The organism is Bacillus sp. M13(2017), from assembly GCF_002218325.1.
Classification (GTDB): Bacteria; Bacillota; Bacilli; order Bacillales; family Bacillaceae_G; genus Bacillus_A; species Bacillus_A thuringiensis_K.
Window position 1 is genome coordinate 282,022 of record NZ_KZ268505.1, and the last position, 17,807, is coordinate 299,828.

The window sequence follows — 17,807 nt, forward strand, 5'->3', positions numbered from 1 at the left end:
AATATAGGGAGTGTTTACAGTGAATCCGTTATTATTCGATTTTCCTTCTGAATTTTATACTGACAGGCTTTTTATTCGAATGCCGAAACCAGGAGATGGTAAAGTTGTATATGATGCAATTCAGGCTTCAATACAAGAACTAAAACCTTGGATGGTGTTTGCACAAAAAGAGCAAACAGAGCAAGAAGTAGAAGAAAGTATTAGAAAATCACATATTCAATTTTTGCAACGTGAAGATTTAAGATTACTAGTATTTTCGAAAGAAACAGGTGAATTTATTGCTTCAGCCGGATTACATCGTATTAATTGGGATATACCTCAATTTGAAATCGGATATTGGATTGATACAAGGTTTAGTGGAAAAGGCTATATGGTAGAGGCTGCAAAAGGTATAACGGATTACGCTTTTTCTGAATTGAAAGCAAACCGTGTAGAAATTCGTTGTGATTCTTTCAATAAGAAGAGTAGAGCGATACCTGAGAAATTAGGCTTTAAGTTAGAAGGTACGTTAGAAAGTGCGAGCGTTGCGGTAGATGGAAACGGATTAAGGGATATGTGTGTATTTGCTATGACTAGAAATACATATGAAAAAGAAGAGCTGTAAGAAAACAGCTCTTCTTTTTATGCATTATGGTACAGGATGTCCATTAGAGCTTTCGAAAATTGTAAACCATTGTTGACGGTCTAAGTTAACTTTTGTAGCAAGAGCGGCAGTTTTTACGCGATCTAATTTACCAGAGCCAACGATAGGCATCATATTAGCTGGATGAGCAAGTAACCAAGCATACATAACTGTATCGATACTAGAAACACCTAACTCAGTAGCAACTTTTTGCACAGTTTCACGTACACGTACGGCGCGTTCTGATTGACCAGTAAAAATCTCCCCACCAGCAAGAGGTGACCAAATCATTGGATTGATTCGTTTTTCTTGGCATAAATCAATTGTCCCTTTTTCAAAATGCTCAAGCTGCAATGCAGAAACTTCAATCTGGTTCGTAATAAGCGGGAAATCTAAGTACGAACTTAACATATTAAATTGTGAAGGTAAGAAGTTAGATACACCGAAGTGACGAACTTTCCCTTCTTGTTTTAATTGTGAAAATGCTTTTGCCACTTCATTTGGATCCATAAAAGGATCGGGACGATGAATAAGTAATACGTCAATATAATCTGTATGTAAATTTTTAAGTGATGCTTCTACACTTTGCATAATATGCTCTGCACTAGTATTGTAGTGAGCAACATATCGCTCTGGAAATTTCGGTGATGGGGGAGCGATTCCACACTTTGTAATAATTTGCATGTTTTCTCGTAAGGAAGGCTTTAATTGTAAAGCTTCGCCAAATAACCCTTCACACGTATATGCGCCGTAAATATCAGCGTGATCAAAAGTAGTAATTCCCATATCCATACAATCTTCAATGAAAGAAAGTAATTCTTGTTTCGTCATATTCCATTCTGCTAAACGCCAAAATCCTTGAATAATACGAGAAAATTCTAGCGTTTCAGCCATTTGAACTCGATCCATTATAAGTCCCCCTTGATGAATAATAATGTTTTGAAAAGGCTTTCTTACTACATGTTATTATATAGTTAATTAGGTGTAGAGACAATAAATATGTTTTGCTACAAAAACGATTTTCTCTATATGCTATAATGTAGAAACATATAGCTATAAGGAGATGTACGAAATGATTCCAGTAACAATATTAACTGGTTTTCTTGGATCTGGGAAAACGACATTATTAAATCGTATTTTATCAGAAAATCACGGTAAGAAATTAGCGGTGATTGTAAATGAAATAGGGCAAATTGGCATTGATAATCAGTTGATTATGAATGTGGAAGAAGAAATTATGGAAATGACAAATGGCTGTTTATGCTGTACTGTACGTGAAGATTTACTCGTTGCTTTAAAACAGTTACTGGACGTAAAAGCAGAAGGGAAAATGGATTTTGATGGTTTAGTAATTGAAACGACTGGCCTTGCAAATCCAGGCCCAATTATTCAAACATTCTTTTTAGATCCAGTCATTCAATCTGCTTACCAAATTAACGGTGTTGTAACGGTAGTAGATAGTTATCATATACATAAACATTTTGAAAAAGGATTAGAAGCAAAAGAGCAAATTGCGTTTGCTGATGTCGTTTTAGTAAATAAATTAGATTTAATTGAAGAGAATGAGAAAGAAAATCTCTTGCATGAAATTCAAGGAATTAACCCGACTGCAAAGTTAATTGAGGCGACTAACTGTGAGGTAGATATACCATCTTTATTACAAATCCAAACGTTTAAAACGAAAGATACGTTGCAAATTTACCCTCATAAAGAACATAACCACTTAGAAGGTGTGAAATCATTTGTATTACGTGAAGAACGTCCGCTGGATTTACAAAAGCTTAATGAGTGGATGTCAGCTGTCGTTCAAGAGCTAGGGGAATATTTATATCGTTACAAAGGAATTTTATCGATAGATGGAGTAGATAAACGTATCGTTTTCCAAGGTGTACATACGTTATTTGCTGCTTCGTACGATAGAGAGTGGCAAGAGGGCGAAGAGCGAGTAAGTGAAGTAGTTTTTATCGGAAGAGATATTAATAAAGAGTGGTTCCAAGAACATTTCGAGGAGTGTGTGAAATAAGTCTGCGTAAATTGCAGGCTTATTTTTTATGAGCATTCTATTAGATTGCAAAACAGAATTCAATAAGGGAGAGAAACTAAAAATTGATAAATGTATAATAAAAAGCCTGTTTTCACAGGCTTGTATTTTCGTCTATTAGTAACTCCATTACAACACCTACAACTGGACCTTCATCATCAATATCCCCATTTAAGCGGAAACCAAATGATTCATACAGTCCCATTGCAAGTTTGTTGTCTGGATGTAAACTTAAGTAAATTATTTTGCATTCAAATTTTTCTTGTAAGAATTGAATGAGTAAGCGAAGGAAACGTTTTGCGTATCCTTTTCCTTGATATTGTTGGTCAATCATAAAGCGATCGAGCCATACACTTTTATGTTTTACTGAATACCATCCATACATTGCGTATCCTACAAGTGTTTCTCCATCATATAAACCTACTGACGTTCCGTTTCCTTCATATAATGATTCTGCTAAAGAAAACGCGTTACTTTCAATAAATTGTTGCTGATCTTTTGCGACGTCTAAAGCAACTACTGAACGCCAATTTTTTGCTGTTACTTCACAAATGTGAAGATTCATAATTCCAACTCACCTTCTAAATTAATATAGCTTTAAAGCTAATATGGATAATTTTACTTGTTATTTTGGTCAAGTCAAGGATAAATACATAAAAAGGCAGCTGAATAACAAATTCAGCTGCCTAGAAAATATAATGGATTAGTTTGTTGCTTCTTTCAATGTATTTACGTTTTCTTCCATTAAAGTAAAGTAATCTTTATTATTTTTTGCATCATCTTCAGAAATAGTAGCTAAGTGATTTAAGCGTAAAACTTTTGTACCAGTTTCTTTTTGAATTACGGATGCTACTTTTGGAGTAGAGAATGTTTCGAATAAAATATATTTTAGATTATGTTCTTTTACTGTTTTTGTAATGTCAGCAAGCTGCTTTTGAGATGGTTCATCAGAAGCTGAAATTCCAGCGATAGGAATTTGTTTTAGGCCGTATCGTTGTTCCCAGTAACCATAGGCAGCATGAGAAACTAAAATTTCTTTCGTTTTTGCGTTCGCTACAGCTGCCTTAAATCCATCGTCTAAATCAGTAAATTTAGTTTGAAGTGCTGCAAAGTTTTTTTCGAATTCTTGTTTATGTTCAGGTTGTAATTCTACAAGTGCATTTTTAATTTTTTCTGCCTGTTTCATTGCTAGAGTAGGATCTAACCAAACATGCGGGTCTTTATCGTGATGATGTTCATCTTCTTTATGGCCATCTCCATGATCATGATGCTCTTCTTCAGTAGAAGCACGAAGCTCAATACCTTTAGATGCATTTACAATTTTAACATTTTCTTTTTGTAATGTTTTTTCCATTTTTTCAGCAAATGGTTCTAATTCAGCGCCGTTATAAACAAATAAATCGGCTTTTGCAACTTGTACTGTTTGTTTTTGACTTGGTTCAAATGTATGTGAATCTGCACCAGGTGGGTAAATCGCTTCAACATTTACATAGTCGCCACCGATTTTCTTTGCGAAATCAGCAAGTGGGAAAATCGTTGTATAAACTGTTAGCTTTCCATCTTTCTTGGCATTACTTTCTTTTTTATTTGAGCAGCCAGCGAAAATTAAGGTAAAAATAAGTAAGAATGAAAATATAGTCAATCTTTTAGGCATGAAGTTCTCCTCTTTTCTTTTTTACGGATATATTTTCCCCAATTATAGAAGAAAAATATCATTTTAATACAAAACGGAATAATTACGTTTTAGTTTGCGAACTTAGTATAATACATCTTTAATAAAGTTGCAATAAATAATAATCATTCCGATTTGTTTTTGTTATAAAGTTGTCAAATATAGGTGTATTATTTTTGCAAATGCATGCATATGTGACAACGCTGTTTTCATATATTGAAAAGGAGGTAAAGAGGGGGATGAGCGCTTGGGTTACTTAATGGAAGCTATTTTATTAATATTAGCGGTAGTATTGCCATTATCTTTCGTATTAATTTTTTTAAGAAAATTAATAAGTAATTTAGGGGACGCTACAACAATAACGAAATTACAAGAGAGAGATGAGAAAAAAGAGTGAGTAAAGCACTATGCGTACGCATAGTGTTTTACTTGTGGTAAAATAAGAGCAGGAAACTCCTAAAGGTTGTATTTTACTAAAGGAGAGAAAAGTAAAATAAGAGGTATATGCATATATGAATAAGCGAACAGCGTTAATACTTGGTGCAAGTGGTTTAGTTGGACAAGAGATAACGCGTCTATTACTTGGATCAGATTACTACGATTCGGTTACTATTTTTGTAAGAGAGCCAATGCAATTGCAACATGAGAAGTTACAGCAGAAACAAGTTGATTTTTCGGTATTAGAGGAATATAAAGAGTTCTTTGCTGTGGATGATGTTTTTAGTTGCTTAGGAACAACAATAAAAAAAGCAAAAACAAAAGCAAATTTTAAAAAAGTAGATTATGAATATACGTTACGAGCTGCGTGTTTAGCTGAAAAACAAGGGGTACAAAATTTCCTTGTCGTGTCTTCTATGGGAGCGAATCCTAAATCATTCTTCTTTTATTCACAAGTGAAAGGAAAAATGGAAGAAGAATTGCAAAAGTTAGTGATTGGTGGTATTCACATTTTTAGACCATCATTATTAGTAGGAAATCGACAAGAATTTCGTTTCGGCGAACGAATGGCTGAAAAGTTATCTCGTATTATTCCGTTTATCTTTAAAGGAGCTTTCAAAAAATATAAACCAATTTCAGCTAAAGATGTGGCGAAAGGGATGTATATAACCGCGCTACGAGAAGAATCGGGTATCCATACTTATAATTCAAATGAAATTACAACGATAGAATAAATAAAACCGAGAAGAATGACTTCTCGGTTTTATTTATTCGTATGAATTTTTCCTGGTGCTCGCTTATATTGGTGAGGTTCTTGCAATTCAAAGCCAAGTTCATTGGCCGCTATTCTCGGAAAATACGGATTGCGAAGTAATTCACGTCCGATGAAAATTAAATCTGCTTCGTTATTATTTAAAATTTGCTCTGCTTGTACTCCGGTCGTAATCAATCCAACTGCACCAGTTGCAATGTTAGCATGCTCTTTAATATGTTTGGCATATTGTACTTGATAACCGGGATACACATCAATATGTGCTGGTACAACTGCGCCAGAACTACAATCGATTAAATCTATTCCCTGTTCTTTCATCCACTTTGTATACTGAACGTAATCTTGAACCGTTAGCCCGTCAGGATGATAATCATTTGCTGAAATACGAACGAATATTGGTCCGTCCCAAACTTCATTTATCGAGTCAATGATTTCGCGTAAGAAACGATAGCGGTTTTCAGGTGAACCACCATATTCATCAGTCCGCTTATTGGAAAGCGGAGAAAGAAATTCATTAATAAGATAACCATGAGCACCGTGTATTTCAATAACATCAAATCCAGCTTGTTTTGATCGTACTGCAGCTTGCTGAAAAGCTAATACGGTATCTTTAATTTGGTGTTTGCTCATTTCTATTGGCATTTTCATTGTTTCATTAAATGGAATGGCTGAAGGAGCTAACGCATCTGTTTCTAGTTCTGCTTTTCTTCCGGCGTGAGCGAGTTGAATGGCAGCTTTTGCACCATTATCATGTATAAAAGTAGTCGTTTTATGTAAGCCTTCAATTAAACTGTTATCCCAAATGCCTAAGTCTTTATTTGAAATTCGACCTTCAGGTAACACGGCTGTTGCTTCAATCATAACTAAACCAACTTGACCGGCAGCTCTTGTTCTATAATGAATGAGATGGAAATTCGTTACTTGGCCATCCCCGTTTTCCGATGAATACATGCACATAGGTGACATAACAATCCGGTTTTTTAATGTAACGTCCTTAATTGTATAAGGTGAAAAAAGTTCGGAATTCATCCAATAGCCTCCTAGATTGAATTTTCTTACATTGTATCATTCTCTTTTTTGTTTCTCTAATAAAACGCTTATACGAAAAATTTTGTATATTCGTGTTACAATGACTAATATGAACTGAATTGGAGGATGGCATATGTACCAGGCTTATTATGAAAGCGAAGTAGGTTTGCTTGAAATTACAGCGAATCAAGAAGGAATTACGTCTGTTATATTTGTTGATGAACGACAAGAAGAAAATAAAAATGAAATGATAGAACAATGTATAAATGAGTTAGATGAATATTTTAAAGGGAAAAGAAAAGAGTTTACGGTCCCGCTGTCTGCGGAGGGAACAGCATTTCAAAAAAATGTATGGGATGCACTTTATACTATTCCGTACGGCGTAAGTGCTTCATATTTAGATATTGCAGAGAAAGTTGGAAATACAAAAGCTGTACGGGCAATAGGAGGGGCAAATAGTCGGAATCCAATTTCAATAATTGTTCCATGTCACCGTGTAATAGGGAAGAGTGGAAAGCTTGTTGGATATGCTGGTGGTTTATGGAGGAAAGAGTGGTTATTAAAACACGAAGGTATTTTGAAATGACGTATGGATGGGAAGAGGGATTGTTTTGAAATGTATAAATTGTGGGCAACCTTGCGAGGAGGAACAGTTAAATTGTGCAAGTTGTCAGCGAAACTTGGATAATGAACAAGAGGAAGGTAGCTCGTTAATAGATAAAGAACTAGAAGTATATGTAGGGAGACAATATCCGTATTACAAAAGGAAATGGGAGCTTGAGAATAAGCGGATTGCTAGGTGGAGCTGGAATGGTTGGGCTGCTATTTTCAATATAGGCTGGCTAGGATATCGTAAGTATTATGTACCAGCTGCTTTATTTATGTTGTTATTAGTAGCGTGTGATGCATTTTCGTATTATATGGGGTTTAATGTAGCGTTGCCAATCATTAATATGGTGCCTCTTACGTTTTTATTACTCATTTTTATTCTGTTTGGAATGGGGATTTTTGCAAATGGATTATACTATCAATTTGCGGAAAGACGTATATACCGAATAAAAGCAAGAGAAATAAAAGATAAATCAGTTGAAAACTATCTAATCAATGATAGCGGCGGAACGAGCAAAATGGGAGCGACAATTGTTACTATTTTAGCAGTTGCTAGCATATTTTTTAGTCATTTCTTTTTTCCGACTGATCGAGACGTTATTCAAAAGGTTCGTACAAGCTCGCTTTATGAATATCCTTTCTTTTCAATAGGTGAATCTTTCGAAAATTATTTTCAAAATTCAGGTTGGATATATTATCGTGGAACGGAAGGGTTAGAATTAGTAGAATTCCAAGGATATAACACCGGAACGCCAAGACAAAAGGTGAAGATTCAATTTGTTGTCGATTATAAATTAGGTGAAGTGGAACCATACTCACTTATGGTTAATGGTGAATCTAAAACTGAAGAAGAGTTTTTGAAGCTGATGGAAGAAATATTTAAAGTTCAAAATCCATTTGATATAGAGGATGGATTACAAGTAAATGCTATTCAAGAAAGCGGCTGGAAAGAAATTTCTGATCGCTTTTTTCTATGTTTGTTAAAATAAATATTTAAAATAATCAGAATCTTTTGTATAATGAAATATATTATATAGGATTTAACTTATACATATAGATTGGGGGAAGGAAGAATGAAGAGAAAGACAACAACAATTGCTGCACTTGCGTTAACGACGAGTGTATTGGTTGCAGGATGTGGGAATGGTGAGAAGGCTTCGACAACGAAGAAAGAATCGAATAAGGGAATGGCCGATAAACAAGTTTTAAATTTGCTAGAAACAGCTGAAATTCCTTCAATGGATACATCTAAATCAACGGATTCTGTATCTTTCCGTGTATTTGTAAATGCAATGGAAGGTTTATATCGTCTAGATAAAGATAATAAACCAACACCAGGTATGGCAAAAGATGTGAAGATTAGTGAAGATAAAAAGACATATACATTTGAATTACGTGATGCGAAATGGTCAAATGGTGATCCAGTTCGAGCACAAGATTTTGTATATGCATGGCAACGTACATTAGATAAAGCAATAGCGGCAGAATATGCATTCATTTTATTTGATGTGAAAAATGCACAGAAAGTAAATAAAGGTGAATTACCAGCAGATCAATTGGGTGTTAAAGCGAAGGATGATAAAACGTTGGTAGTAGAATTAGAGCAACCAGCACCTTATTTTCTTGAGCTTACGTCGTTCCCTACATTTTTCCCATTAAATGAAAAATATGTGAAAGAGCAAGGAGATAAATACGGATTAGAAGCAGATAAATTAGTATATAATGGACCATTTACAATGAGTCAATGGAAACATGAACAAAATTATCAGTTGAAGAAAAATCCTAATTATTGGGATAAAGATACTGTAAAGTTAGACGAAATTAATGTAAGTATTGTGAAGGAAACAAGCACGGGAGTAAATTTATATGATAGTGATCAAGCAGATCGAGTTATTTTAACTTCTGAATTTGTTGATAAATATAAAAAGAATAAGCCAGATGAATTTAAAACGAAGTTAGATCCACGCATATATTTCTTACGTTTTAACCAAAAAAATGCAACATTTAAAAACCAAAAGGTACGTGAAGCGATTGATTTAGCATACGATAAAAAAGGAATTGCTGATGTCATTTTAAATGACGGTTCATTGCCAGCATATTTCTTAGTACCTGAAAAATTCACGACAGGTCCGGATGGAAAAGATTTCCGCTCTGTAAATAAAAACTTCCGTGATAGTAAAGATAATGCAGAGAAAGCAAAAAAATTATGGGAAGAAGCGAAGAAAGAGCTTGGTCAAGATACAATTACGGTTGAATTACTAAACGATGATAACGGTAGCCGTAAAAAAGTGGGCGACTTTATTAAGGAAGAACTAGAGAAAAACTTGCCTGGTATTAAAGTGAATTTGAAACAGCAACCATACAAGCAGAAGCTAGATTTAGAAAAGAAATTCCAATATGAATTCTCATTATCTGCATGGAGCCCTGATTATCCGGATCCAATGACTTATATTGATATGTTTGTTACTGGAAGCTCATTTAATGAAATGGATTATTCTAATCCGAAGTATGATGATTTAGTAGCGAAATCAAAAGGAGAGCTATTAAAAGATGATAAAGCACGCTGGAATGCACTTGCGGAAGCTGAAAAAATCTTAATTGGTCAAGACGCAGCAATTTCTCCTACGTACCAACAAAGTACAGCTTATTTAGAGAAGCCGTTTGTAAAAGACATTGCTAACCATACGTTTGGTGGGGACTTCAGTTATAAATGGGCATATATTACAAAAAAATAGTATAATAAAAGATGAGTGAATTTTCGCTCATCTTTTATTTGTATAAGGAGGAATTATAGTTGTTAAGGGGAATCAATCATATTTGTTTTTCGGTATCTAATTTAGAAAACTCTATTATGTTTTATGAAAAAGTATTAGAAGGAGAATTATTAGTTAAAGGAAGGGAATTGGCTTATTTTAACATATGTGGAGTGTGGATAGCGCTTAATGAAGAGACGCATATTCCGAGAAATGAGATTCATCAATCTTATACGCACATTGCATTTTCTGTTGAACAAGAAGACTTTAAATGTCTAATAAAGCGATTAGAAGAAAATGATGTTCATATTTTACAAGGAAGAGAACGTGATGTAAGAGATTGCGAATCTATATACTTTGTTGATCCTGACGGTCATAAATTTGAATTTCACTCAGGGACACTGCAAGACCGTTTAAATTATTATAGAGATGAGAAACCTCATATGACATTTTATTAGGGAGGGATAGTATTTGCATGCACTTATAATTGGTGGAACAGGAATGCTAAAGAAAGTTTCTATGTGGCTTTGTGAGAAAGGATTTTATGTTTCTATTATCGGGCGAGACGAAGTGAAATTAGAAAATGTTAAGCAAATGAGTTCTGCACCAGAAAATATTACATGCCTTTCGTTAGATTATCATAATGATGAAGATGTAAAGCTAGCTATTAAAAGTACAATTAAGAAAAATGGCCCGATCACATTAGTTGTTGCATGGGTACACACAAGTGCAAAACATGCACTATCAAATATTTGTAAAGAACTAGATTTGTCGTCTAAAACATATAGTTTATTTCATATTTTAGGTAGTAAAGCATCACGTATGCCTGCACAAAAAATGGGGAGTACGCGATGTATTTATCATAGAATTATTTTAGGTTTTATTTTAGAAGATACATATGGAAAATGGCTTACTCATGAAGAGATAGCTGATGGAGTTATAAAAGGGATTGAAAGTAAACGAGCGGAGTGGATTGTAGGGAGAGTTGAACCGTGGGAATTACGACCAACATGGTGAGGGGGAGTAAGAAATGAAAACAACTATATATGTAACAAGGCATGGTGAAACAGAGTGGAATGTAGCGAAGCGAATGCAGGGACGAAAAAATTCTGCTTTAACTGAAAATGGTATAGTTCAGGCGAAACAATTAGGAAATCGAATGAAAGATTTACCAATCCATGCGATCTATAGTAGTCCGAGCGAAAGAACACTTCATACGGCAGAGTTAATAAAGGGGGAACGTGATATACCCATTATAGCGGATGAGCATTTCTATGAAATCAACATGGGTATATGGGAAGGAGAAACAATCGCGGATATAGAAAAGCAATTTCCAGAAGAAGTACATCTATTTTGGAATGAGCCACATCTTTTTCAGTCAACATCAGGCGAAAATTTTGAGGCCGTTTATGAAAGAGTAATTGAAGGGGTGCATCTTCTTTTAGAGAAGCATAAAGGACAAAACATATTGATTGTTTCTCATGCGGCAGCAGCAAAATTACTTGTAGGGCATTTCGCGCGAATTGAAATAGAAAATGTGTGGGATGATCCATTTATGCATAGTGCCAGTTTGAGCATAATAGAATTTGAAGAGGGTATTGGTAAAGTGAAACAATTTGCAGATATAAGTCACTTTCAATAAATATAAAAAAGGCCGCAAAACGGCCTTTTTTTGGTGGTATAAAAACTAGCAGTTACGTTTTTTATACCAGAAGTGATCGAATTTCTTATTTTTGCAAGATGGGAATTTATGTCCGCCTTTGCAATCATTCCATTTGTGTCCGCTATCGTGACAGTCTTTACCATGATCACATGAATCATCGCAAGAGCCACCGTGTCCGTTAGGGAAGAACTCGCATTTTTTACAGTAACATCGTTTAGTCCAGTAAAATTTCTTTTCAAAGCGTACACATTTTGTAACGAAAGTACAATGTTTTCTACGCGTACGTTTTGTAACTAAAACGCATTCTTTTCTACGTGTTACTTTCGTAACGAACGTCCATTTTTGAACGCGTACGCGAGTACATTTCGTAACAAATGTCCATTTTTTTACATGAGTACATTTTGTAACGAAAGTACAATGTTTCACACGAGTACATCTTGTTCTTGGGCAATTACAATCATCGCTACATTCAACTTTTGAAGAGCAATCATCATCGCATTCAAAAGTACTTGGATCTTGGTGTAAGAAATCCTCCATCCCAGCACTTTTGATTTCTTCAACAGCTTTTCTAATATCACGTTTCATAGAAATCCTCCTTATCATGTATTAAGTTGAAAAGGTATTCTTTTTCCTTAACATGATATGTATATAGGCATCTTTCTGAACAGGACAAGAGTGTAATTTTCTATAAATAGATGATAGCGGATGTATGGACAAGACAAGGCGCATACATTGAATGAAGAGAACTGAGAAGGGATGAGAAAACATGCTGCCTTCATATGATTTTTTTGTTCATCCAATGTACTTAGTGGAATTGAAAAAGGACATTTGGTCAGATAGTCCAGTGCCAGCAAAATTAACTTATGGAAAAAAGAAGTATGATATTGATATCGTATACCGAGGAGCTCATATTCGCGAATTTGAGAAAAAGTCTTATCATGTTATGTTTTATAAGCCTAAAAAATTTCAAGGTGCGAAAGAGTTTCATTTGAATTCGGAGTTTATGGATCCGTCTCTCATACGAAATAAATTATCTTTAGATTTTTTTCATGATATTGGTGTACTTTCGCCAAAATCACAACATGTATTTATAAAAATTAATGGTCAAATTCAAGGTGTGTATTTACAGTTAGAATCCGTTGATGAAAATTTTTTGAAAAATAGAGGATTACCGAGTGGTTCTATTTATTATGCGATAGATGATGATGCGAATTTTTCATTAATGAGTGAACGAGATAAAGATGTTAAGACGGAGCTTTTTGCGGGTTATGAATTTAAATATTCGAATAAAAATAGTGAAGAACAATTGAGTGAATTTGTATTTCAAGCGAATACTTTGACGAGGGAAGCCTATGAAAAAGAAATTGGGAAGTTTCTACATGTAGATAAATATTTACGATGGTTAGCAGGAGTTATTTTTACGCAAAACTTTGATGGTTTTGTTCATAACTATGCACTATATCATAACGATGAAACAAACTTATTTGAAGTTATACCGTGGGATTATGATGCGACTTGGGGGCGAGATGTACAAGGGAGACCACTTAATCATGAATATATTCGCATTCAAGGGTATAATACGTTAAGTGCAAGATTGCTAGACATACCTGTATTTAGAAAGCAGTATCGAAGTATTTTAGAAGAAATATTAGAAAATCAATTTACAGTTTCGGTTATGAGGCCGAAAGTAGAAGGGTTGTGTGAATTGATTCGTCCATATTTACTACAAGATCCATACATGAAAGAAAAATTAGAAACATTTGATCAAGAGGCTGATATGATTTATGAATATATAAATAAAAGAAGAAAATATATACAAGACCACTTACATGAATTGGATTAATTTTGAAAGAGATTGAAACGTTATCAATCTCTTTTTTTTGTATAATAAAGATGTATCAATAAAAATGAAGTAATATATTTCATAGAGAATGGGGATGCGGATATATGAAAATTAAATGGATTGATTGGGTAAAACAAATACAATCTATAGCTCAAGCGGGTTTAACGTATTCTAAGGATGTGTATGATATTGAGCGTTTCCAGCAATTACGAGATATTTCTATTTCAATGATGTCACATTACACGAAAACAGATTGGGAAGTCGTAGAGAAATTATTTGCAAGTGAGACAGGCTATCAAACACCTAAAGTTGATATAAGAGCAGTTATTTTTCAAAATGAAAAGTTATTATTTGTGAAAGAAAAAAGCGATGGGAAATGGGCATTGCCAGGTGGATGGGCTGATGTCGGTTATACGCCAACCGAAGTTGCAGCAAAAGAGGTTTTTGAAGAGACTGGTTATGAGGTAGATCATTTTAAGTTACTAGCTATATTTGATAAAGAAAAACATCAACCATCTCCATCGGCAACGCATGTATATAAGATTTTCATTGGATGCGAGATTATTGGTGGAGAAAAGAAAACTAGCATTGAAACAGAAGAGGTGGAGTTTTTTGGTGAAAATGAATTGCCTAATTTATCATTTGCTAGAAATACAGAAGACCAAGTTAAAGAGATGTTTGCCTACATGAAAGACCCGCAGAAAGAGAAATTAATAGATTAATCCTGCTTGAATTGTACATATTGTTAAAATGAAGATATTGGCAGATTGCAGCCTTTATGTAATAATGGGATGGTATGTGAAGAAAAAAGGAGATAAAAAAGAACATGTTAGCAAACATAATAGATCAGTTATTGCAATTTTTTGCAAGCTTAGGTTACTTTGGGGTAGCTCTTGCTTTAATGATTGAAGTAATCCCAAGTGAAATTGTACTTTCGTATGCTGGCTTTTTAGTAGCGAATGGTAAAATTAGTTTTGTTGGTGCAGTTATCGCCGGAACGATTGGTGGTACTTTAGCACAAATCTTTTTATACTGGCTTGGATACTACGGAGGGCGTCCGGTTGTAGAGAAATATGGGAAGTATCTACTTATTAATAAACATCATTTAGACATAGCGGAAGGTTGGTTTAAGCGTTATGGAGCAGGCGTAATATTTTCTGCGCGCTTTATCCCAGTAGTACGTCATGCGATCTCTATTCCAGCAGGACTAGCTAAGATGCCATTAAAACTATTTACACTTTATACGGTTGTAGCGATCATTCCGTGGTCAATTCTATTTATATACTTAGGTGAAAAACTAGGTGGGAATTGGCGACAAATTAAAGAGTATGCATCTGATTACACACATTACATAATTATAGGAGCTGTTCTTTTTATTGCTCTATACTTTGGTTTAAAGTATTTCAAAAAGAAAAAAGCAGCGCGTTAAAGTCAATGATTTTTCATTGGCTTTTTTTATTTGTTTCGGTTCGGTTCTAAAAAAAAAGAGTTGTCCATAATGTATAATAATAAAGCGTAGCGGAGGAATGTGATGAAAGGGTCACCGTTTATACGTGGAACGATATTTTTAACGATGGCAACGATGATATCAAAAATGTTAGGATTTATATATGTTATACCATTTACAGCAATGGTCGGTACGAGTGGATACGTTTTATATACGTATGCATATCGCCCTTATACAATTATGCTCAGCATTGCGACAATGGGATTACCACTTGCAGTTTCAAAAATGGTATCAAAATATGATCAACTGAATGATTATCATACGGTTAAGAGAGTGTTGAAAAGTGGAATCGTGTTTATGTTTATAATGGGAGTCATTTCGTGTTTTACGTTATATATGCTAGCTCCGCATTTAGCTAAGCTTGTCATCGATGGGAATGATCAAACGGGGAATAGTGTAGGAGCGGTTACTACTAATATTCGAATTGTAAGTTTTGCGTTAATACTTGTGCCAGTAATGAGTTTATTAAGGGGCTTCTTTCAAGGATTCCAATCGATGGGGCCTTCTGCATTAAGTGTAGTTGTAGAGCAATTTTTTCGGGTTTTAACCATTTTAATAGGAAGCTTTGTCGTTTTATATATTTTAAAAGCATCTGTCTCGCTAGCAGTTGGTATTTCAACATTTGGTGCCTTTATGGGAGCGGTAGGTGGATTAACTGTTTTAAGTGCGTATTATATGAGAAGGAGAAGGCACTTAAAGAAAAAAGAAATGGCAAGTATATCACAAACAACGAAATCTTTTTTCTCGCTTTATAAGGAGCTCTTTACATATTCTATTCCTTTTGTTGTGGTGGGCTTAGCAATTCCGTTGTATCAGACGATTGATACATTTACAATTAATAAACTACTTATACAAATAGGGTATATGCAAGGAGAAGCGGAAAAAATTAATGCGATAATTGGTCTTGTTCAAATGGTTGTGCTCATCCCGGTATCCGTTGCCACAGCTTTTAGTATGTCTCTCGTACCAGAGATGACGAAAGCTTACACAGCAGGAAATACGAAGCTATTGTACAAACATTTTACGAGAACAAATGTATTAGTAGTAGCGATTACGGTACCGGCGGCAATTGGAATGATGGTGTTAGCCAAACCTGTATATACTCTTTTATTCGGTGCTGGAAATGATCCAGAGGTGGGGAGAATCATTTTACAGTATTATGCTCCTGCTTGCATACTATTTTCTCTTTTTACAGTAACGGCTGCTATGCTACAAGGAATCAATCAACAGCAGAAGACGGTGCTAGGACTAGTGATTGGAATTATTATGAAGATAGTTCTAAATATTGTATTGCTTCCGTATTTCGATTATGTAAGTTTTATCATTTCAACATACGCGGGCTATACGATTTCAGTCGGGTTTAACTTGTGGATGCTTTCTAAATATGTTATAAAGGCAACATAAGCTTTTAAGGCAGAGAGCACTCTGTCTTTTTCTATGTTTATCCCGCTTTAACGGGCAGTGAGACCCTCACCTCAAAATGCAGCGAAAGAAAAGAAGTTTGGTTGGGGGGCGGGCTGCCCGTAAAATCCCGATTTGTGAGGGCTAATAATCAGCGGGGGATAAAGCTACCTACTGATTAAAGTTTCACTTTATAATATTTTTCCTATAAAAACGTTTTCAAAATAATTTTTCTATTGAAATTTAAACGTATGTTTCATATGCTGAGAATGTCGGTTTAAAAACTGTGATTTAAGAGAGGTAGATTCCTACATGTAAAAAGAATCGGGGTGATAGTATGTTAAATATATATTTAACAGACCGAAACGGAAAACTACAAGAGATTGAGGAAATGCAAAAGGGATGCTGGATTAATGTACTTCATCCAACAGAAGAAGAAATTCAATATCTAGTACAAACTTTAAATGTAGACTTAGATTTCATTAAAGATCCTTTGGATGATGAAGAACGCTCTCGTATTGAAAAGGAAGACAATAATACTTTAATTATCGTGGATATTCCGACAGTTAGACATGACGAAGAAGGAAATTCGATTTATGACACGATTCCAATAGGTATGATTGTGATGCCGGATTGTTTTGTTACAATTTGCTTAGAAGAGAATCCAATTTTTGAACGTTTTATTAATCAACGTATTAAAGAATTTTATACGTTTAAGAAGACGCGCTTTGCACTTCAGCTCTTATATACGATTTCTACTTATTATTTAAGATACTTAAAGCAAATAAATCGAAAAACAATTGATTTAGAGCATCAATTAAATAAGTCGATGAAAAATAAAGAGATTTTCACATTGCTAGGCCTTGAGAAAAGTTTAGTATACTTTACGACGTCATTAAAGGCTAATAAAATTGTAATTCAAAAGTTAATGCGTAACAGTACATTTTTAAAAATGTATGAAGACGATCAAGATTTATTAGAAGATGTATTAATTGAAAATAAACAGGCTATTGAAATGGCGGAAATATATAGTCACATTTTAAGTGGAATGATGAATACTTTTAGCTCCGTTATATCAAATAATTTAAATAGTGTTATGAAACTGTTAACGTCAATTACAATCATTTTATCTTTACCGACGATGGTTTCTAGTTTCTTTGGAATGAACGTAAAGGTTCCATTTGAAGGTGAGGCTCAAGGTTTTGTAATTGTACTCATAATATGTGCAACATTATCTTGCGCTTTAGCATTTGTATTTTGGAAGAAACGTTACTTTTAACGATAGGAAAGCTGCTCTAGCATAGTTATACAACTGCGCTAGAGCAGCTTTTTTGCTATGAAATCTCAAATTTTGAATAGAATATAACTTGTACAATGTAATGTATATAAAGGGTATGTATTCCATATAAACCTTGTCCAATTAATGAAATGGGGTTAAAATTACATATTGTTAATGA

General features: G+C 34.4%; 20 protein-coding genes. 15 read left to right on the forward strand and 5 right to left on the reverse strand.

Annotated elements, in window-relative coordinates; genetic code table 11:
- Positions 1-19: 19 nt before the first annotated feature.
- A complete protein-coding gene (locus CGQ22_RS16510; protein WP_001068749.1) occupies positions 20-604 on the forward strand; it encodes a GNAT family N-acetyltransferase in 585 nt (194 codons plus the stop codon).
- A 24-nt stretch (positions 605-628) separates the two neighbouring features.
- On the opposite strand, the gene CGQ22_RS16515 is transcribed toward CGQ22_RS16510, so the two are convergent.
- A complete protein-coding gene (locus CGQ22_RS16515; RefSeq protein ID WP_000376358.1) occupies positions 629-1,531 on the reverse strand; it encodes an aldo/keto reductase in 903 nt (300 codons plus the stop codon).
- Positions 1,532-1,694: 163 nt separating this feature from the next.
- On the opposite strand from CGQ22_RS16515, the gene CGQ22_RS16520 reads away from it, so the two are divergent.
- The gene (locus tag CGQ22_RS16520; RefSeq protein WP_000613422.1) at positions 1,695-2,645 is read left to right on the forward strand and encodes a CobW family GTP-binding protein; all 951 of its coding nucleotides are present in this window, start codon (positions 1,695-1,697) and stop codon (positions 2,643-2,645) included.
- Between the two features lie 112 nt (positions 2,646-2,757).
- Here CGQ22_RS16520 and CGQ22_RS16525 read toward each other — a convergent pair whose 3' ends face one another.
- Positions 2,758-3,228 carry a GNAT family N-acetyltransferase gene (locus CGQ22_RS16525; RefSeq protein WP_001048677.1) on the reverse strand — a complete coding sequence of 157 codons (471 nt, stop codon included), beginning with the start codon at positions 3,226-3,228 and terminating at the stop codon, positions 2,758-2,760.
- 138 nt (positions 3,229-3,366) lie between these two features.
- Positions 3,367-4,317, reverse strand: a complete 951-nt coding sequence (locus CGQ22_RS16530; RefSeq protein WP_001126151.1) for a metal ABC transporter substrate-binding protein — start codon at positions 4,315-4,317, stop codon at positions 3,367-3,369.
- Between the two features lie 265 nt (positions 4,318-4,582).
- Here CGQ22_RS16530 and CGQ22_RS32005 point away from each other — a divergent pair, with 265 nt between their 5' ends.
- The gene (locus CGQ22_RS32005) at positions 4,583-4,732 is read left to right on the forward strand and encodes a hypothetical protein (RefSeq protein WP_000540931.1); all 150 of its coding nucleotides are present in this window, start codon (positions 4,583-4,585) and stop codon (positions 4,730-4,732) included.
- 115 nt (positions 4,733-4,847) lie between these two features.
- Positions 4,848-5,507 (forward strand): oxidoreductase, encoded by a 660-nt coding sequence (locus tag CGQ22_RS16540; protein ID WP_001042740.1) that lies wholly within the window; start codon positions 4,848-4,850, stop codon positions 5,505-5,507.
- 29 nt (positions 5,508-5,536) lie between these two features.
- Here CGQ22_RS16540 and namA read toward each other — a convergent pair whose 3' ends face one another.
- A complete protein-coding gene (gene namA, locus CGQ22_RS16545) occupies positions 5,537-6,574 on the reverse strand; it encodes an NADPH dehydrogenase NamA (protein ID WP_089148992.1) in 1,038 nt (345 codons plus the stop codon).
- Between the two features lie 133 nt (positions 6,575-6,707).
- Between namA and CGQ22_RS16550 the strand changes: the two genes are divergently transcribed.
- The 6 genes from CGQ22_RS16550 to CGQ22_RS16575 all read left to right on the forward strand — a co-directional run bounded on the left by CGQ22_RS16550 (position 6,708) and on the right by CGQ22_RS16575 (position 11,578).
- Positions 6,708-7,160, forward strand: a complete 453-nt coding sequence (locus CGQ22_RS16550) for a methylated-DNA--[protein]-cysteine S-methyltransferase (protein WP_000283913.1) — start codon at positions 6,708-6,710, stop codon at positions 7,158-7,160.
- Between the two features lie 7 nt (positions 7,161-7,167).
- Positions 7,168-8,172 carry a DUF2628 domain-containing protein gene (locus tag CGQ22_RS16555; RefSeq protein ID WP_003300930.1) on the forward strand — a complete coding sequence of 335 codons (1,005 nt, stop codon included), beginning with the start codon at positions 7,168-7,170 and terminating at the stop codon, positions 8,170-8,172.
- An 84-nt stretch (positions 8,173-8,256) separates the two neighbouring features.
- Entirely contained in the window at positions 8,257-9,918 is a 1,662-nt protein-coding gene (locus CGQ22_RS16560) for a peptide ABC transporter substrate-binding protein (protein ID WP_000824272.1), read from the forward strand.
- A 59-nt stretch (positions 9,919-9,977) separates the two neighbouring features.
- Positions 9,978-10,394, forward strand: coding sequence for a FosBx1 family fosfomycin resistance bacillithiol transferase (fosB, locus tag CGQ22_RS16565; RefSeq protein WP_061884085.1), 417 nt, complete (start codon positions 9,978-9,980; stop codon positions 10,392-10,394).
- A gap of 13 nt (positions 10,395-10,407) precedes the next feature.
- On the forward strand, positions 10,408-10,953 hold the full coding sequence (locus CGQ22_RS16570; RefSeq protein ID WP_089148993.1) for a short-chain dehydrogenase: 546 nt from the start codon (positions 10,408-10,410) through the stop codon (positions 10,951-10,953).
- 13 nt (positions 10,954-10,966) lie between these two features.
- Positions 10,967-11,578, forward strand: a complete 612-nt coding sequence (locus CGQ22_RS16575) for a phosphoserine phosphatase 1 (RefSeq protein ID WP_000858824.1) — start codon at positions 10,967-10,969, stop codon at positions 11,576-11,578.
- Between the two features lie 45 nt (positions 11,579-11,623).
- On the opposite strand, the gene exsB is transcribed toward CGQ22_RS16575, so the two are convergent.
- Positions 11,624-12,184 (reverse strand): exosporium protein ExsB, encoded by a 561-nt coding sequence (gene exsB / locus CGQ22_RS16580; RefSeq protein ID WP_000817483.1) that lies wholly within the window; start codon positions 12,182-12,184, stop codon positions 11,624-11,626.
- A gap of 181 nt (positions 12,185-12,365) precedes the next feature.
- Here exsB and cotH point away from each other — a divergent pair, with 181 nt between their 5' ends.
- The 5 genes from cotH to CGQ22_RS16605 all read left to right on the forward strand — a co-directional run bounded on the left by cotH (position 12,366) and on the right by CGQ22_RS16605 (position 17,629).
- Positions 12,366-13,442: a spore coat protein CotH gene (cotH, locus tag CGQ22_RS16585; protein ID WP_000938002.1), complete on the forward strand. Its 1,077-nt coding sequence runs from the start codon at positions 12,366-12,368 to the stop codon at positions 13,440-13,442.
- A 104-nt stretch (positions 13,443-13,546) separates the two neighbouring features.
- A complete protein-coding gene (locus tag CGQ22_RS16590) occupies positions 13,547-14,164 on the forward strand; it encodes an NUDIX hydrolase N-terminal domain-containing protein (protein ID WP_089148994.1) in 618 nt (205 codons plus the stop codon).
- A gap of 104 nt (positions 14,165-14,268) precedes the next feature.
- The gene (uptA, locus tag CGQ22_RS16595) at positions 14,269-14,871 is read left to right on the forward strand and encodes an undecaprenyl phosphate transporter UptA (RefSeq protein ID WP_000880691.1); all 603 of its coding nucleotides are present in this window, start codon (positions 14,269-14,271) and stop codon (positions 14,869-14,871) included.
- A gap of 102 nt (positions 14,872-14,973) precedes the next feature.
- Positions 14,974-16,353 (forward strand): putative polysaccharide biosynthesis protein, encoded by a 1,380-nt coding sequence (locus tag CGQ22_RS16600; RefSeq protein WP_000678843.1) that lies wholly within the window; start codon positions 14,974-14,976, stop codon positions 16,351-16,353.
- Positions 16,354-16,687: 334 nt separating this feature from the next.
- On the forward strand, positions 16,688-17,629 hold the full coding sequence (locus tag CGQ22_RS16605) for a magnesium transporter CorA family protein (protein ID WP_000932387.1): 942 nt from the start codon (positions 16,688-16,690) through the stop codon (positions 17,627-17,629).
- The last annotated feature ends 178 nt before the right edge of the window (positions 17,630-17,807 follow it).

Coding starts and splice junctions, on each gene's coding strand:
- exsB (WP_000817483.1), bottom strand. CDS start 12,184: ATGAAACGTGATATTAGAAAAGCTGTTGAAGAAATCAAAAGTGCTGGG.
- CGQ22_RS16530 (WP_001126151.1), bottom strand. CDS start 4,317: ATGCCTAAAAGATTGACTATATTTTCATTCTTACTTATTTTTACCTTA.
- namA (WP_089148992.1), bottom strand. CDS start 6,574: ATGAATTCCGAACTTTTTTCACCTTATACAATTAAGGACGTTACATTA.
- CGQ22_RS16540 (WP_001042740.1), top strand. CDS start 4,848: ATGAATAAGCGAACAGCGTTAATACTTGGTGCAAGTGGTTTAGTTGGA.
- CGQ22_RS16605 (WP_000932387.1), top strand. CDS start 16,688: ATGTTAAATATATATTTAACAGACCGAAACGGAAAACTACAAGAGATT.
- CGQ22_RS16575 (WP_000858824.1), top strand. CDS start 10,967: ATGAAAACAACTATATATGTAACAAGGCATGGTGAAACAGAGTGGAAT.
- cotH (WP_000938002.1), top strand. CDS start 12,366: ATGCTGCCTTCATATGATTTTTTTGTTCATCCAATGTACTTAGTGGAA.
- CGQ22_RS16555 (WP_003300930.1), top strand. CDS start 7,168: ATGGGAAGAGGGATTGTTTTGAAATGTATAAATTGTGGGCAACCTTGC.
- CGQ22_RS16590 (WP_089148994.1), top strand. CDS start 13,547: ATGAAAATTAAATGGATTGATTGGGTAAAACAAATACAATCTATAGCT.
- CGQ22_RS16515 (WP_000376358.1), bottom strand. CDS start 1,531: ATGGATCGAGTTCAAATGGCTGAAACGCTAGAATTTTCTCGTATTATT.
- CGQ22_RS16600 (WP_000678843.1), top strand. CDS start 14,974: ATGAAAGGGTCACCGTTTATACGTGGAACGATATTTTTAACGATGGCA.
- CGQ22_RS16525 (WP_001048677.1), bottom strand. CDS start 3,228: ATGAATCTTCACATTTGTGAAGTAACAGCAAAAAATTGGCGTTCAGTA.
- uptA (WP_000880691.1), top strand. CDS start 14,269: ATGTTAGCAAACATAATAGATCAGTTATTGCAATTTTTTGCAAGCTTA.
- CGQ22_RS16560 (WP_000824272.1), top strand. CDS start 8,257: ATGAAGAGAAAGACAACAACAATTGCTGCACTTGCGTTAACGACGAGT.
- CGQ22_RS16550 (WP_000283913.1), top strand. CDS start 6,708: ATGTACCAGGCTTATTATGAAAGCGAAGTAGGTTTGCTTGAAATTACA.
- CGQ22_RS16520 (WP_000613422.1), top strand. CDS start 1,695: ATGATTCCAGTAACAATATTAACTGGTTTTCTTGGATCTGGGAAAACG.